Raw genomic sequence first — 15,865 nt, forward strand, 5'->3', positions numbered from 1 at the left:
GCTGCGAGTTCCGACGACTGCTGAGCAATGAGCGCGCGGCGGTCGCTGACCTTTGCAGGGAGGGCAGGTAGGGAGCGAGCTCGAAGCTGGCGCGTTGCTACATCTCGTATGCCGTGACGCGATCCGGATAACCCACCGCGCATAGCCCTTGCAAGAGCGTGAGACACACGCGGGCAGGGACGAAATGCTTCACACACTGGGTTGGTACAGCGGGTATCTGGGGGCGTTGGCGAAGGCGGACAGCAGGCCGATGACGCCAGAAGACCGATTCGTATTGGACGAGCTCGCCGCGCTGCTGCGGCGGATGGAGGATCGAGCACGCGCTCGCGCCGGCGGGTGACTCCAGCTGAACAGTCGGGGCGGGGGCTTACGGGGCTTAACACAGTTTCCGTAAGATCCTGGTAGGACATTCCGATAAGGCCTTTTTAAAAAGGCCATATGTGCGGGGTGCCGAAGGGAGGGCGACATGGACCGCGCCAGGTCTTACCGCATCAACGAATCAGCGAGATCGAGCCCACTCATACCTGAGCCGACTCAATGCGTGTACGCCCTTGGCGCGTTCCGTAGTGACATGACTGCGGGCAAGATCAGCTGCGACCACCGCAACAGGCATGCGGGGCGCGTTGTACGGCACGGGAAGAGTCCATTCGTAGAGCGTGTGCATGCCCTCGTAGTCGAGGGTCATGCCGGTTCGTCTCGCATGCTGTTCCGGCGTCACTCCCTGGGGCACGTAGCCGGCGACGACGTCGGTCCAGCTCCGAAGGCCGACCTTCAGGACGCTGGCCACCCGCCTACCAGTCAGAGTGAGCCCCGATGATGCGCCCGGCGCTGCGGACCTGTACCGCGTCTCCTGCGTCCGACTACTGACGGCGCGAACGATGTCCTCGGGTCGCCACTCGACCAGTTGCGCACGCAGCCGAGAGAGCGTGCTCGAACTTAGCCAGTGCGGGTGCAGGCCCGAGAGCTCCCACAGCACCCCCCACGCAGATTCGGGGGCAAGGGTGCGGCCATGGCCGCGGCGCATGATCGCATCGCACGCGCCCAGTGCAGCCTCGCTGGTGAGCCAGTGTCCGGAGGGCAGCTGCCGCGCGGCAAGCGTGCCGGACCGCATGAGCTGGGTCGCGTGGCCTTGGCTGACGTGCAGGAATGCCGCCGCTTCGATGGCGCTCAACTCTCTGCCTTCACTAAACATGCTGGCTCAAAGCTTATCTGGGACTCGATCATGATCAACACGACTCGAGAAAAGGCCAATCACCTGGGTTTATCGCGATGGTCATCTCTGGATGCCCCGACCGCGCAGGTTCGAAGTATGAGCGAAACCACCCCCACCACCGAATACCTGAACAGCGCCACCTGGCTACGAGGCAAGAAGCTGACCACCGCGCCGCTTGACTCGAACCTGCTCGACCGCGAGCTCTACGACGTAGACCCCGTCCGTAGGGGTGCCGCGTATCCGCGGCAGCGCAACTATCACGGCTACTTCTCGATGGCGTCGACCGGAGAGCACGTCTGGCACGAATCGCTGCTCGAGCGGGACTGCCTCATGTGGCTCGACTGGGCCACGGACATCGTCGCCATCTCGTCGCAGCCCATGAAGCTGACCACGGCAGACGGCGAGGTGCACTACCCCGACCTCCTCGGCCTCGACGCGAACGGGACCCAGACCGTCTACGACGTCAAGCCGCTCGCTCGCATCAACGAGAAAGCACGCGCCCAGTTCGCGTGGACGCGCGACGTGTGTGCTGACATCGGCTGGGACTATCGCGTGCTCACCGAGTTGCCCATCCAGTACAAGGTCAACTTGACCTGGTTTGCCCAGTTCCGTCACCACGGCCACCACCCGGGCGCTGCGGAGGAGACGTCTGCACTGGAAGCGTTCCGGGAAGGCTGGACCATCCACGATGCGGTCCGCGCCATGCCGGCCCACTCTATGGCCCGCGCCCGCAGCAATGTCTTCCACCTCCTCTGGACAGGTGCGCTGACCTGCGACATGAACGCACGAATGTCTGACCGCACTCTCCTCCACCCCCGCCACACCACACGACAGGAGTTCCCCAATGCCCTCGCGTAAGCGCGCAGTCGTCCAGGTCGGCGATGAACTCTACGACCTTGAAAGCGCATCCACGAGCGGTGTCTCGCTTATTCACCGCGTCACCGGCGAGCGTCGAACCTTCGCGCACCACGAGCTCGCCGGGCTCATCCCGGACGGCGAGGAGCGCGCGCCTCGGCTGCTCGACTCGCTCCCGACACACGTCATCGCCGCCGCGAACGCCATGGCAATCGACATCGACGAGGTTCTGACGGGCGTCGGACGCAACGGCATCCGTCGGAAGCAGTACGACCTGAATGCAACTACGCAGGAGGCCCGCATTCGGGCGAAGTTGGAGGAGATGGAAGCTACCGGCCGCGGCATGGTCCGCGCGAACTTCTTCCTGAAGATGAGCAAGTATCAGCGAGAAGGGCTCATCGGACTGGTGGACGGAAGAGCGCTGCGTCAGTATCCCAGCCGAGTTGACAAGCTCGACGTTCGCGTCCTCAACATCCTCATAGACGTCATCGAGGACCAGCGGGACCGCTCCACCGGAACAGTCTCTCGCGTCATCGAGGAGACCACGGCACGGGTCAAAGCCATGTACGGCACGCTCGAGGTCCCGAGAAAGTCCAGGTTCTACGCGCTTGTCGAGGACCTCGGCGGACACAAGCACGCGACGAAGAGCGCGAAGACTCGGCGCTCCCTTGGCAACCGCCCCGACCGCCCGTTTGCCAAGAACGAGGCCCTCCTGCCAGGCGAGTACGTGCAGGTGGACACGAACACGATGGATGTCGAGGTGCGCACGCCGGACGGAAAGCGCCAGCGACCGCTCCTGACCATCATGACGGACGTCTACTCCCGCAGCATCATCGCCTTCACGATGCGGTTGGAGGGAACGAAGAGCGTCGACCACATGATGCTGTGGGCGCAGGCAATCACGCCTCGACAGAACCGCCCGTCGCGCGCGGCCTGGCGTGACGCGTTGGCGCGGAAGCACCCCGGCATCTCGCTGCTCCCGGAGGACGAGTACGCCGCCCACGCGCGCAGTGTTCCCTTCATCCATCCGCGCAACGTCACCTCCGACCGCGGGTCGGACTATATGGGAAGCGCGTTCCGCGATGCTGTGAGGCAGTGCGGTGGCTCCGTGCTGCTGTCCGCGCCGTACACGCCGACGAGTAAGCCCCACGTCGAACGGCAGTTCAAGACGGTGAACACGATGTTCACCGAGCACCTCCCCGGGTATGTCGGTCGCAGCCCCGAGCACAAGGGCATAAAGGTACCGCTCGAAGAGCTCCTTACCATCGAGGCCCTGCGCGAGCTTTTCGATGATTGGGTACTGAGCGTCTGGCAGAACCGGAAGCACGCGAGCCTCCGTGACCCGGTTCGGCCGAGCATCACCATCTCACCGAACGAGAAGGCAGCCCGCGCGGCGCTCGCCGTTGAGCAGCTGCGGGTTGCTCTGACGCGCGAGGACTACATCCGCATGCTCGAGTCCCATTGGCGCACCATCGGCTCGACTGGCGTGCGCTACGACAACCGCGAGTACGACGCGGATGCTCTCCACCCACTCAAGGGCATGAAGTCGTCCCAGCCGCGCCACAACGGGAAGTGGGAAGTAAAGGTTGACCCGTACAACCCGACGTGCGTCTGGGTGGTCGGTCGCAAGGGCGAGCTCATCGAATGCCACGAACGCGGCGCCGAGCTGCAGCTCTACGCACCCGACTTTGGGCTCGACGACGACCGCGTCGACTACCGCGCCCTCACCGCACAGTCCGAGGCGGAACTCCTCGGGATGCCCACCCTCCCCACTCCCGCTCCGCCAGAGCACACGGCGGATGTGGAAGAGGACGACGACGATGACGACTTCCTGCCGGACTTCGACAACTGAAGGAGATGACCATGCTGAGCTTCACGAACCCCGACCACGACCAGGCCTCGCTCAACCGACGCGAATCTCTCCTGCACCACCTTCAGCACCCGCTCGCCGCGCCCGACTCCGAGCTCCGAGACGACCGCAACCGATACGAATTCGACCAGCAGCGCATGGATTACCTCTCCGGAGGAATCATCTTGGGGACCGACACCGTCATGCAGGGCCGGCTGCAGCTCACGCGTGCCTTCCAGGAGAACCGGGCTCGCAATTCGGGCCACTCCGGCGTCATCCTCTCCGGCGACTCCACGCTGGGGAAGACCACGACCGCCAAGCGGTTGATGCGCTGGGTGCTGCAGGAGTATGAGAAGCAGGTGCCTGATTGGCGTGCGTTGCAGCACGTGCCGGTGATGTACGTGGAGGTCCCGCCGAACAGCAGCGGCAAGGCGCTCCTGAAAGAAATGAGCGCGTTCTTCGGGCTCTCCGTCCTCACGCGGGACTCGATGGCCGACCTTCGCGCCAAAGTCGTCGCTGCCATGCGGCGTGGTCGGACCCAACTCATCGTCGTCGACGAACTCCACAACCTTTCGGCGGGGAAGGCCGTCGGCCTAGGTGAGACGGTCGATGTGCTCAAGGGCCTCCACAACGACATTGCCGGGACGTTTTTGTATTGCGGCATCGACGTCACCAGTTCCAGCCTGATGAGCGGTCCGCGCGGGCAACAGCTCAAGAGCCGGTTCACGGTGCTCGAGCTCACGCGCTACAACTGGAGCAACCCCGAGCACCAGAAGGCATGGAAGGCCCTCGTACGCAGCTTCGAGAAGGAACTCCAACTGCGAGACCACCCTGCAGGAACCCTCAAGGGGGAGGTGCAGTATTTGTGGCAGCGCACCGGAGGGTCCATCGGGTCCCTTGGTCGGCTCCTGACAGGCGCTGCCATCGACGTCATTCAGAACGGGGTGGAGCCGGAGGTACTCGACCGGTCCCGGCTGGACGCGTACCGACTCGACCGGACCGCCGAAGAGCACTACCAAAGGGTGAAGACGCGGCTCTCGGGTCGAGGTAAGACGGCGATGGAGAAGGTGATGTCGCTGTGACTCCGGACGACCTCACCCGCGCGTTTCCGTTCACGGTCCGCCCTCGACACCGCGAAACCCTCGAGTCTTACTCACGCCGCAGTCTCGTAGCCAACGCTGAACCAGACACGCTGCGTCGCGAGCTCCAGAAGCTCGCACGGGACGCTGGCGCCAGCCCCGACTGGACCAGCATCCTCAGCGCGAAGACAGGGCGGGACCTCGGACGGCTCATACCTGTGGAGCCGCGGACACCCCATACGGACTGCGCACCGTGCGCGAACCTCGTCAAGGACCGGTGGGCTTGCGTGCTGTGCAGCCACGGCGAGCGGGTGCAGCAGCACCCGCACCTCGACGACTTCCTCTGCGAGCGGCACGAACGGTGGACCGGACCCGCTACGACTCCGGACGCGCAGACCAGCGTCAGCCCGGACGCAGTCGCGGCCCACCGGCGGTTCCGCAGGCTCCACAGACGAGGACGCATCGACATGCCGCTGCTGTGCGAGGTTCTGGACGCCCTCGTGCGCGACCTCCGCCGCGACACCCACGAAGTCTTCGCGACCGCCGTCGAGACGGTGGCGTGGGTATCCCGCACGGACACCATGCGCCGAGTCTTCGACCCAGTGCAGCCTTACGCCGACACTCACGCGTGGATGACCAGTGTCCTCGCGGAGATGACTGGTACCGCGGTTTCTGCGACCATTCGTGCCATCTGGCTTCGCTTGTGGCCGGCGCACATCGCGCTCCAGACCGCGTTGCGCGGGTACGGCGACTATCGCCCGGGCCACGTGCACGACTTCGCCCTCCCGGAGGGCATCGCCAGTTGGTACCCGCACACCGGTGAACTCCAGAGCGCTCGGGCTTACCTCGAGTGCGCTGGCCTCGACCGACTGACCGCGACTGAGGCTAGGGACGGCGAGCCGACCGTCGCGAAGCCGGTCGTCCAGCGCGCGTACTGCAGCAAAGGGCACCCCTACCTCGAGGTCCTGACCTCGAAGGAACGCGGTCAGACACCGTGCCCGACATGCACCCGAAGCCACGTCGTACCCGGTGTCAACGACCTGGCTAGCGTCGCGCCAGAAATCGCAGCGCACCTGCACCCCACCCTCAACGGCGAACTCCGAGCGGAAGACATCGCGGCCGCGAGCGGTCGCTCCGTGTGGTGGGTGTGTGACGTGTTCCATCCGTACAGAGCGACGCCTGCGAACCGAACGCTGAACGGCACTGAGTGCGCCGTGTGCTTGGGGCGCGTCATCCTCGTCGGCATCAACGACCTCCGCACCACGCACCCCGATATCGCGGCCGACCTGCACCCCAGTAGCTGCAGCAGCAAGCGCGCTCACGAACTCACAGCGAACGACACCAAACCGCGCGCTTGGGTGTGCCCGGAAGGGCACGAGTACCGCGCGACCGTCCGTCAACGTGTAGACGGAAGGTCGTGCGCAGAATGCGACAAGCGACGCAATCGCACATCGGGGCGAAGCTTCGCCGATAGGTTCCCCGAGCTGGCGGCAACATGGCGGCCGGAACTCAACGAAGGTCGCGACCCTCGTGACTACACCGCGGGCTCAAGGTTGGACGTCGTCTGGTGGTGCGAACAGGGACATTCGTTCCCAATGCGACTCGAAGCGCGTACCCGCGGATGCACCTGCCCCTACTGCGCGCGTCGCCGCATCCTGAAGAATTTCAACGACTTCCAGACGACGCATCCCGACCTGGTGTTCGACTGGCACCCATACCTGAACTGGAGGCAGCCGGACGAGGTCATGGCCGGGTCGGACGTCAAGTACATGTGGCAATGCGCCCACGGGCACCTTACGAACCAGAGCATCCCGCGTCGCATCCTGTCCGGCGGGTGCAAGAGATGTCCATGGTCGGAACGGGCCGGCAACCGCAAAGTGGTCCGGCTCGCCGCTTGAACCGGCGGGGAACGGGTCGCCCGACGGGCGCGTGCCCGAGGGGGTGTGCAGAACGGCGAGAGGGAGTGCAGTGATGCACTCCCTCTCGATTGTCGTTGAGGTGACATTGCTCTGAGTCGTCACGCAAGAGCATCAACCCTGATGCTGAGCAGTCCAACCTAAGGCCGGAAAGTCCAATCAGGCTCTGGAAACGACATCAGTGGAGGGGCTGACGGGAATCGAACCCGCGCTGTCTGCTTGGGAAGCAGAAGTTCTGCCATTGAACTACAGCCCCGAGGCGACGCAGCCCCGGAGGGGGTTGCTCGCTTCCACGACACTACCAGGGCCACGGACAAGCGCGGGAAGATGGCACATGCGCATCATCCACACCGTCGTGTTCCGCCTGCGTCACGACGAAGGGTCGCCGGCGGAAACGGCGTTCCTCTCCGACGCGACGCGAACCCTCTCGGCGATCCCGGCCGTCAACGATTTCGCTGTGCGCCGTCAGGTCAGCAGCAAGAGCGACGCGCGGTTCCCGTTCTCCATGACGTTCGACGACCAGGCATCCTACGACGCCTACAACACGCACCCGATCACGTGCGCTTCGTCGAGACGCGCTGGGTGCCGGAGGTCGCCGCGTTCCAGGAGTACGACTTCGTCGACGTGACGGACTGACCCCACACGGCGGCTGACGCCGGCCGCGGTCAGTGCGTCGGCGGACCCTGATAGCCGCCCGGAGCCTGCGGCGGCATCGGTGGGCGATAGCCCATCGGGGCGAACTGCTGGCCGGTCTCCTGCATCGCGAGCTTCACGCCGTTCTTCACCGCGGTCCGCATGATGAGGTAGCTCACCCACAGCATCAACGCGATGAGCCCGAGATAGATGACGAGCATGAGGATGATGAAGCCGATGCCGAAACCGGCCGCCGCCCCGTAGTCAGGATTCATAGACAGAAACCTACAAGTACGCTGAACTCGTGCTGCTGAGCGACCGCGACATCCGCCTCGAGATCTCCCACGGACGGGTCGGCCTCGACCCCTGGGACCCGGCCATGGTCCAGCCCTCCAGCGTCGACGTGCGCCTGGATCGCTACTTCCGCCTCTTCGACAACCACAAGTACCCGTTCATCGACCCCGCCGAGGACCAGCCCGACCTCACCCACCTCATCCAGGTCGCCCCCGACGAGGCCTTCGTCCTGCACCCGGGCGAGTTCGTGCTCGGCTCCACGTTCGAGCAGGTCACCCTGCCCGACGACATCGCGGCGCGCCTGGAGGGCAAGTCGTCCCTCGGCCGCCTCGGCCTGCTCACGCACTCCACCGCCGGCTTCATCGACCCCGGATTCTCCGGACACGTCACCCTCGAGCTCTCCAACGTCGCGACCCTGCCGATCAAGCTCTGGCCCGGCATGAAGATCGGCCAGCTCTGCTTCTTCCGGCTGTCCTCCGCGGCCGAGAACCCCTACGGCACCGGCCCGTACCTCAACCGATATCACGGCCAGCGCGGGCCCACGGCATCCCGGTCCTTCCAGAACTTCCACCGCACCGATGTCGGGTCGACGGATGCCGGGGCCATCGGCGGCTGACAGACGAAAGGCCGCCCTCCCGAAGGAGAGCGGCCCCGATCGGATGCCGCAGCTCACGCGTCGCGCGAGGCTGCGCCCCGGCTGAACCCCGCGTCGAAGCCGCGCTCGAACGCGCGATCCGCGTGACGGTGCGGCGCGTGACCGTGCCCACGGTGGCCGTGCTCGCAGTGACCGTGGCTGGCGCTCTCGCCGGGTCGAGGAGCCCAACGAGCGCGGCATCCGCCTGCCCTGGCAGCGCCGCCGCTGATTCGGGGGCGGGGCGCGGGCGGGGCGTCGCGGACCCCGCGTCAGCTGCGGACGTGCGGCGGCAGCTTCACGAACAGCAGCAGGATGAGTCCGGCCAGCAGCACGACCCCGATCCCGAGCACGCCGTACACGATGCCCCCGAACCACGCGAGCGACAGCGACCACGCCAGCGGCGACAGGAACGACGCGACGCGGCCGGTCGTGGCGTAGAGGCCGAAGATCTCGCCCTGCATGCTCGGCGGCGTCATGCGCGTGAGCATGCTCCGGCTGGCGGCCTGCGCCGGGCCCACGAACGCGCAGAGCAGCAGGCCGCAGATCCAGAACACGATGCTCCCGAGCTCCCGCAGCGCGAACACGACGAACGCCATCGCGACCAGGCCCGACAGCGCGATGACGATCAGCTTCCGGGCGCCGATCACGTCGTCGAGCCGCCCGGCCAAGATGGTGGAGATGCCCGCGACGAGGTTGGCGGCCAGGCCGAAGGCGATGACCTCCAGGAACGAGAAACCGAACCCCTGCGCCGCGAGCACCGCCCCGAAGGCGAACACGCCCGCGAGGCCGTCACGGTAGACGGCCGCGGCCAGCAGGAAGAAGAAGGTCGGCCGGTTCTCGCGGAACAGTGCCGCCAGGTTCTTGCCCAGCACGACGTACGACCCCAGCAGGCCGACCTTCGTCGGGCCGCCGTACGAGGGCGATTCCGGCACGTTCCGCAGCAGCGGAATCGAGAACACGAGCGTCCACACCGCGCACACCACGGCCACGAGCTTGTACGCGAGCGGATCGTCCTGGCCCAGCCCGAACAGGATGGGGATGCAGAGGATCAGCGCGACGACGCCGCCGATGTATCCCAGGCCCCACCCGAGACCCGACACCCGGCCGACGGTCTTCGGCGTCGACACCTCCGACAGCATGGCGTAGTAGCTGACGTTCCCGATCTCCGAGATGACGGCGCCGACCGCGACGGCGAAGGCGCCGAACCAGAAGTAGCGCGGGTCGGCCTCGACGAAGAACAGCGCGAACTGCACCAGCGCGATCGCCACCGTCGCGCCGAGAACCCACTTCTTCTTGCTCCCGCGCGCGTCGGCCTGCTGGCCGAGAACCGGAGCCAGCACCAGAATCAGGATGCCGGCGGCGAAGTTCGCCCAGCCCCACCACTCCGACAGGTCCGTCAAGCCCTGGCAGTACGCCGTCGCGACGTTCTCCGACGCGTTGCAGTTGAGGTAGGAGCCATCGGGGAGAAGGCCGGAGTCGCGCACAGCCGGGTCGAGGAACTGACGCGAGGTGAGATACAGCGCGATCCAGACGAACGTCAGGATGACCGTGTTGAACGGCTGCATCGCCCAGTCCCACATCGCCCACGAGATCACCTGGCGGCGGGGGATGTCGCGGTCGGCGACGGCATCCTGGAACATCTCGCCGATCGCGCCGAGCGCGCGGGCGTCAGCCGGCAGGGGAGGGACGGCGCCGGACGCGTCGAGCGCGTCCGGGGCGCCGGGGGTGCCGGACGACCCGGGGGCGTCCGGGGCGTTCGGCTCGGGCTGATCGGGCAGCGGCATGCTCGTCACGCTAGGGCTCCCGGGTGAACGGGCGGTGGCGCCACACCGCAGAGGGCTCGCGCGACTACCGTGGGGGAATGACGTCTGCACGTGAACCCGAAACCACCGGCCCGGACGAGACGGCGTCCGCCGCAGGCGCCCCGGCATCCGTCCCCTCCTTCGCCGACCTGGGACTCGACGCCGCGGTGCTGAAAGCGCTGAAGGACGTCGGCTACGAGACACCGTCCGCCATCCAGGCCGCGACCATACCGCCCCTGCTGCGCGCCCGTGACGTGCTCGGCACCGCGCAGACCGGCACCGGCAAGACCGCGGCGTTCGCGCTGCCGATCCTGTCGCAGCTCGACCTGTCGCAGAAGACCCCGCAGGCGCTCGTGCTGGCGCCCACGCGCGAGCTCGCCCTCCAGGTGTGCGAGGCGTTCGAGTCGTACGCAGCGCACCTGCGCGGTGTGCACGTGCTGCCGGTCTACGGCGGTCAGGGCTACGGCCAGCAGCTGTCGGCGCTGCGCCGCGGCGTGCACATCGTCGTCGGCACCCCCGGCCGCATCATGGACCACCTCGACAAGGGCACGCTCGACCTGTCGGAGCTGCGCTTCCTCGTGCTCGACGAGGCCGACGAGATGCTCAAGATGGGCTTCGCCGAGGACGTCGAGACGATCCTCGCCGACACCCCCGCCGGCAAGCAGGTCGCGCTCTTCTCGGCGACGATGCCGGCGCAGATCCGGCGCCTCGCGGGCACGTATCTGAAGGATGCCGAGGAGATCAACGTCAAGGCGAAGACTTCGACCGCGACCAACATCACGCAGCGCTACCTCGTGGTGTCGTATCCGCAGAAGGTCGATGCGCTCACCCGCATCCTCGAGGTCGAGCCGTTCGAGGGCATGATCGTGTTCACCCGCACGAAGAACGAGACCGAGACGCTCGCCGAGAAGCTCCGCGCCCGCGGCTACACCGCCGCCGCGATCAGCGGCGACGTCGCGCAGGCGCAGCGCGAGCGGACCGTCAACCAGCTCAAGGCCGGCAAGCTCGACATCCTCGTCGCCACCGACGTCGCCGCGCGCGGACTGGATGTCGAGCGGATCAGCCACGTCGTCAACTTCGACCTTCCGATCGACACCGAGTCCTACGTCCACCGCATCGGCCGTACGGGTCGCGCCGGCCGCACCGGCGACGCGATCAGCTTCGTGACGCCGCGCGAGCGTCGCATGCTGGCATCCATCGAGAAGGCGACGCGACAGCCGCTGACGGAGATGACCCTGCCGAGCGTCGACGACGTCAACGCCACCCGGCTCACCCGCTTCGACGACGCGATCACCGCCGCGCTTGCCGAGACCGAGCGGATCGACCGCTTCCGGGACATCATCACCCACTACGTCACGCATCACGACGTGCCCGAGGCTGATGTCGCCGCCGCGCTCGCCGTCGTCGCGCAGGGGGAGACGCCGCTGCTGCTGGATGCCGCCGACGACGAGCCCGTGCGCCGCGACCGCGACCGATTCGATCGGGACCGGGGCCGTGACCGCGACCAGGGTGAGCGGGGCGAGCGGGGCGACCGGCCGCGCCGCGAGCGCCGCGACGGGGCGACGGCGACCTACCGCATCGAGGTCGGCCGTCGGCACAAGGTCGAGCCGCGCCAGATCGTCGGCGCGCTCGCCAACGAGGGCGGCTTCCGCCGCGAGGACTTCGGCGCGATCCAGATCCGCCCGGACTTCTCGCTCGTGGAGCTTCCCGCCGACCTGCCGCGCGGAACGCTCGACCGCCTGGCGAACACGCGCATCTCGGGCCGTCTGATCGAGATCAAGCCCGATCGCTTCCAGCGCTCCGCCAAGCGCCCCGAGCGCGGTGACCGGGGCGACCGGGGCGACCGCCCGCGCCGCCGCTACGACGACTGACGTCTCGGCGACGCGACGCGACGCGCCGCGCCGCGCGACAGACCCGGCACGCCACGTCGGTGCCCTGCTCCCGGCATCCGCGGTTCACAACTGCAAGGCCTTGAGCGCGACACTCCGCAGCGACGCCGCGAACCCCGGCGTGTCGCACACGAAGCCTTGCCGTTGCGTTTTGGTTCTGCGTCCTGCCGCCGGCGTGCGGGTGACCGCGTCGGCGCACCACCCGCCGCGTGGCGGACGCATGCCACGAGGTTTCCGCCACGCGGCGGGTACGCACCGGCGGTGAGCGGGAGAACATAGTCGCAACCGATCTGAACGAAGGAGTTCCGAACTCGGCGCGCTGATCCTCCTGGTGCGCGCATACGACCCCGCCCAGCCCGCGCATCCCGACGTCGACGCGCTCTGCGAGCTCGACGATGCGACGCTCCGCGTCCTGGATGAGCTGGTCGCTGCGGAGAGCGTCCGTGCTGCGGCGACGGCGCTCTCACTGCACCACTCCACGCTGCAGGCGCGCCACGAGGCACTGAGCCGGATGCTGGGATACGACCCCCGGTCTGCGATCGGACGCACGCGGTACGAGACCGCGCGGCTGCTCAGCCGTCTGCGCGCGCCCTCCCGCGCAATCTGAGCGCGCGTCAGGGCTCGGCTCAGCGTCAGAAATCCGCGAGGGTCTACTATTTCTACTAGTTTGCGCGTACATTAAGTGGTATGGAGCGCGTGACCAGGACCGAGTTGAACCAGCAGACCGCTCGCGTGCTCGCGCGCGTTGCGGCCGGTGAGCGCATCGTCATCACCGACCGCGGCAGGGCAATCGCGCAGATCGCGCCCGTGCGCGAGTCGCGGTGGGAGCAGCTCGTGGATGCCGGCCGGGTCCAGCCCGCCACAGCCGCCGGCGCTCTGACAGTCCCACCGGTTCGCAGCGCCTCCACCGCGGCGGAGATCCTCGACGACATCCGAGGCGAGTGACGTGATCTACCTCGACACGTCAGCGGCCGTGAAGGCGCTGGTCGACGAGCCGGGCTCCGACCTCGTCCGTGCCGTCTTCGCGGCGGGAGATCCCCTCGTCTCGTCCCGCCTCCTCCGTGTCGAGCTGCACGCGGCCGTGAGTCGCCGATGGCTGGAGGCGTCGGGTGTCGACGAGCTGCTGGCGCGTGTGTCGCTGGTCGGCATCGATGACGATCTCCTCGACCGCGCTGTGGAGCTCGGCTCCGGACTGCGCGCGCTCGACTCCCTTCACCTCGCGACCGCGGTGGACCTGGCCGCGGACATCGAGGGCATGCTCGGCTGCGATCGCGAGCTGATCACCGCCGCGCGCCGTGAAGGGATCCCTCCGCACCCCGCCTGCGGCTGAGGCGGCGGAGGCGGTGCGCCACGCGGCGACGGATCCCGGACGACCCGCGTCGGCGCCGTACGGCGCCGGAGCGCGCGTCGCACCGACTTGGCGAGCACCTGCAGGCCGATCACGGCGGGACCGAGGAACAGGATGCCGGGGGTCACGACCGTGCTGAGGCCGCCCCCGGAGATCCGCACGAACAGGCGCAGCTCCGCCCCGGACGGCATCTCGTCCTTCGTCAGCAGATGGCTGATGATAGATGCGCTCCCGGAGATAGGCGCCCCACGCCTCGGGACCGCTTGCCTGCACCACCCGCTCACGATCGCGTCTGCTCTTGGCGTGAGCCTATTGCGCCGGACGCGGCGCCAGCCTTCTGCAAACTTGATATGAGTCGTATCAAGTTCATTTGACATGGGGAATGGATGCCGGTAACGTGGCAGCCATCACAAGTTGAGCCATCGCGACTCAACCTCCAGACTTTCTCGATTCCGTTTCACGAAAGGAACAACACATGGCACGTGCAGTGGGTATCGACCTCGGTACGACGAACTCGGTCGTCGCCGTCCTCGAGGGCGGCGAGCCGAAGGTCATCACCAACGCCGAGGGCTTCCGCACGACCCCCTCGGTCGTCGCGTTCACCAAGGACGGCGAGGTGCTGGTCGGCGAGACCGCCAAGCGCCAGGCCGTCACCAACGTCGACCGCACCCTCACCTCCGTCAAGCGCCACATGGGCACCGACTGGAAGACGCAGCCGATCGACGGCAAGCAGTACACGCCGCAGGAGATCTCCGCGCGCATCCTCCAGAAGCTCAAGCGCGACGCCGAGCAGTACCTGGGCGACTCGGTGACGGATGCCGTCATCACCGTTCCCGCGTACTTCAACGACGCCGAGCGTCAGGCCACGAAGGAGGCCGGTGAGATCGCGGGCCTGAACGTCCTGCGCATCATCAACGAGCCCACCGCCGCAGCGCTCGCGTACGGCCTCGACAAGGGCAAGGAGGACGAGCTCATCCTCGTCTTCGACCTCGGTGGCGGCACGTTCGACGTGTCCCTGCTCGAGGTGGGCAAGGACGACGACTTCTCCACGATCCAGGTGCGCGCCACGGCCGGCGACAACCGCCTCGGCGGTGACGACTGGGACCAGCGCGTCGTCGACTACCTGATCAAGCAGTTCAAGGACACCACCGGTGTCGACGTCTCGAACGACAAGATCGCGCTGCAGCGCCTCAAGGAGGCCGCCGAGCAGGCGAAGAAGGAGCTGTCGAGCTCGACGAGCACCTCCATCAACCTGCCGTACCTGTCGCTGACCGACTCCGGTCCGGTGTCGCTCTCCGAGACGCTGACGCGCGCGAAGTTCGAGGACCTCACGAAGGACCTGCTCGACCGCACTAAGAAGCCGTTCGCGGACGTCATCCGCGAGGCCGGCATCACGGTCGACAAGATCGACCACGTCGTGCTCGTGGGTGGCTCCACCCGCATGCCCGCCGTGAGCGAGCTCGTCAAGAAGGAGACCGGCAAGGAGCCCAACAAGGGCGTGAACCCGGACGAGGTCGTCGCCGTCGGCGCCGCCCTGCAGGCCGGCGTCCTCAAGGGTGAGCGCAAGGACGTGCTGCTGATCGACGTCACCCCGCTGAGCCTCGGCATCGAGACCAAGGGCGGCATCATGACGAAGCTCATCGAGCGCAACACCGCCATCCCGACCAAGCGCAGCGAGACCTTCACCACCGCCGACGACAACCAGCCGTCGGTCGCGATCCAGGTCTTCCAGGGCGAGCGTGAGTTCACGCGCGACAACAAGCCGCTCGGCACGTTCGAGCTGACCGGCATCGCGCCGGCTCCCCGCGGCATCCCGCAGGTCGAGGTGACCTTCGACATCGACGCCAACGGCATCGTGCACGTGTCCGCGAAGGACAAGGGCACCGGCAAGGAGCAGTCGATGACGATCACCGGCGGCTCGAGCCTGCCGAAGGATGACATCGAGCGCATGGTGCGCGAGGCCGAGGAGCACGCCGCCGAGGACAAGAAGCGCCGTGAGGCCGCCGAGGTCCGCAACCAGGCCGAGACGCTCGCGTACTCGATTGAGAAGCTCATCAAGGACAACGACGACAAGCTCCCCGAGGACGTCAAGACCGAGGTCCAGGCCGATGTCGACGCTCTGAAGACGGCGCTGGCCGGCGAGGACGACGACGCGGTGAAGAACGCGTTCGACAAGCTCAATGCGTCGCAGGGCAAGCTCGGCGAGGCGATCTACGCCTCGAGCCAGGCTGCCGGCGAGCAGGGCGACCCGAACGTGGGCCAGCCCGGCAACGGTGAGACGCCGAACCCCGAGGAAGACGTCATCGACGCCGAAGTGGTCGACGACGAGGACGACAAGAAGTAAGAGAATCGG

Annotated in this window: 14 protein-coding genes and 1 tRNA gene; 11 read left to right on the top strand and 4 right to left on the bottom strand. The window is 67.1% G+C overall.

Annotation, left to right across the window (positions count from 1 at the left end):
* Positions 1-499 precede the first annotated feature (499 nt).
* Positions 500-1,171, bottom strand: coding sequence for a hypothetical protein (locus JOD60_RS03365; RefSeq protein ID WP_198159105.1), 672 nt, complete (start codon positions 1,169-1,171; stop codon positions 500-502).
* Between the two features lie 138 nt (positions 1,172-1,309).
* On the opposite strand from JOD60_RS03365, the gene JOD60_RS03370 reads away from it, so the two are divergent.
* The 4 genes from JOD60_RS03370 (at position 1,310) to JOD60_RS03385 (ending at position 6,894) form a co-directional block, all read left to right on the top strand.
* A complete protein-coding gene (locus tag JOD60_RS03370) occupies positions 1,310-2,071 on the top strand; it encodes a TnsA-like heteromeric transposase endonuclease subunit (RefSeq protein ID WP_076688560.1) in 762 nt (253 codons plus the stop codon).
* Entirely contained in the window at positions 2,058-3,920 is a 1,863-nt protein-coding gene (locus JOD60_RS03375) for a TnsB C-terminal domain-containing protein (protein WP_076688562.1), read from the top strand. The genes JOD60_RS03370 and JOD60_RS03375 overlap by 14 nt, the downstream gene beginning before the upstream one ends.
* An 11-nt stretch (positions 3,921-3,931) precedes the next feature.
* Positions 3,932-4,999: a TniB family NTP-binding protein gene (locus JOD60_RS03380; RefSeq protein WP_076688564.1), complete on the top strand. Its 1,068-nt coding sequence runs from the start codon at positions 3,932-3,934 to the stop codon at positions 4,997-4,999.
* Positions 5,000-5,463: 464 nt separating this feature from the next.
* Positions 5,464-6,894, top strand: a complete 1,431-nt coding sequence (locus JOD60_RS03385) for a zinc-ribbon domain-containing protein (protein WP_157127826.1) — start codon at positions 5,464-5,466, stop codon at positions 6,892-6,894.
* Positions 6,895-7,094: 200 nt separating this feature from the next.
* Here the strand turns inward: JOD60_RS03385 and JOD60_RS03390 are convergent.
* Positions 7,095-7,168 (bottom strand) — tRNA-Gly (locus JOD60_RS03390).
* 78 nt (positions 7,169-7,246) lie between these two features.
* Here JOD60_RS03390 and JOD60_RS03395 point away from each other — a divergent pair.
* Complete coding sequence (locus JOD60_RS03395) at positions 7,247-7,540, top strand: Dabb family protein (RefSeq protein ID WP_076688569.1); 294 nt, start codon at positions 7,247-7,249, stop codon at positions 7,538-7,540.
* Positions 7,541-7,577: 37 nt separating this feature from the next.
* Here the strand turns inward: JOD60_RS03395 and JOD60_RS03400 are convergent, their stop codons facing one another.
* A complete protein-coding gene (locus JOD60_RS03400; protein ID WP_076688571.1) occupies positions 7,578-7,820 on the bottom strand; it encodes a hypothetical protein in 243 nt (80 codons plus the stop codon).
* A gap of 29 nt (positions 7,821-7,849) precedes the next feature.
* Between JOD60_RS03400 and dcd the strand changes: the two genes are divergently transcribed.
* Positions 7,850-8,455: a dCTP deaminase gene (gene dcd / locus JOD60_RS03405; protein ID WP_076688572.1), complete on the top strand. Its 606-nt coding sequence runs from the start codon at positions 7,850-7,852 to the stop codon at positions 8,453-8,455.
* A gap of 287 nt (positions 8,456-8,742) precedes the next feature.
* On the opposite strand, the gene JOD60_RS03410 is transcribed toward dcd, so the two are convergent.
* On the bottom strand, positions 8,743-10,257 hold the full coding sequence (locus JOD60_RS03410) for an MFS transporter (protein WP_084201871.1): 1,515 nt from the start codon (positions 10,255-10,257) through the stop codon (positions 8,743-8,745).
* 77 nt (positions 10,258-10,334) lie between these two features.
* On the opposite strand from JOD60_RS03410, the gene JOD60_RS03415 reads away from it, so the two are divergent.
* From JOD60_RS03415 to dnaK, 5 genes are all read left to right on the top strand, one after another.
* Entirely contained in the window at positions 10,335-12,146 is a 1,812-nt protein-coding gene (locus tag JOD60_RS03415) for a DEAD/DEAH box helicase (RefSeq protein ID WP_076688574.1), read from the top strand.
* 349 nt (positions 12,147-12,495) lie between these two features.
* The gene (locus JOD60_RS03420) at positions 12,496-12,771 is read left to right on the top strand and encodes a helix-turn-helix domain-containing protein (RefSeq protein ID WP_076688576.1); all 276 of its coding nucleotides are present in this window, start codon (positions 12,496-12,498) and stop codon (positions 12,769-12,771) included.
* An 80-nt stretch (positions 12,772-12,851) separates the two neighbouring features.
* Positions 12,852-13,109 (top strand): type II toxin-antitoxin system Phd/YefM family antitoxin, encoded by a 258-nt coding sequence (locus JOD60_RS03425; RefSeq protein ID WP_076688578.1) that lies wholly within the window; start codon positions 12,852-12,854, stop codon positions 13,107-13,109.
* Between the two features lies 1 nt (position 13,110).
* A complete protein-coding gene (locus JOD60_RS03430; RefSeq protein ID WP_076688580.1) occupies positions 13,111-13,494 on the top strand; it encodes a type II toxin-antitoxin system VapC family toxin in 384 nt (127 codons plus the stop codon).
* Positions 13,495-13,987: 493 nt separating this feature from the next.
* The gene (dnaK, locus tag JOD60_RS03435) at positions 13,988-15,856 is read left to right on the top strand and encodes a molecular chaperone DnaK (RefSeq protein WP_076688582.1); all 1,869 of its coding nucleotides are present in this window, start codon (positions 13,988-13,990) and stop codon (positions 15,854-15,856) included.
* The last annotated feature ends 9 nt before the right edge of the window (positions 15,857-15,865 follow it).

It is taken from the genome of Microbacterium aurum (assembly GCF_016907815.1).
GTDB lineage: Bacteria > Actinomycetota > Actinomycetes > Actinomycetales > Microbacteriaceae > Microbacterium > Microbacterium aurum.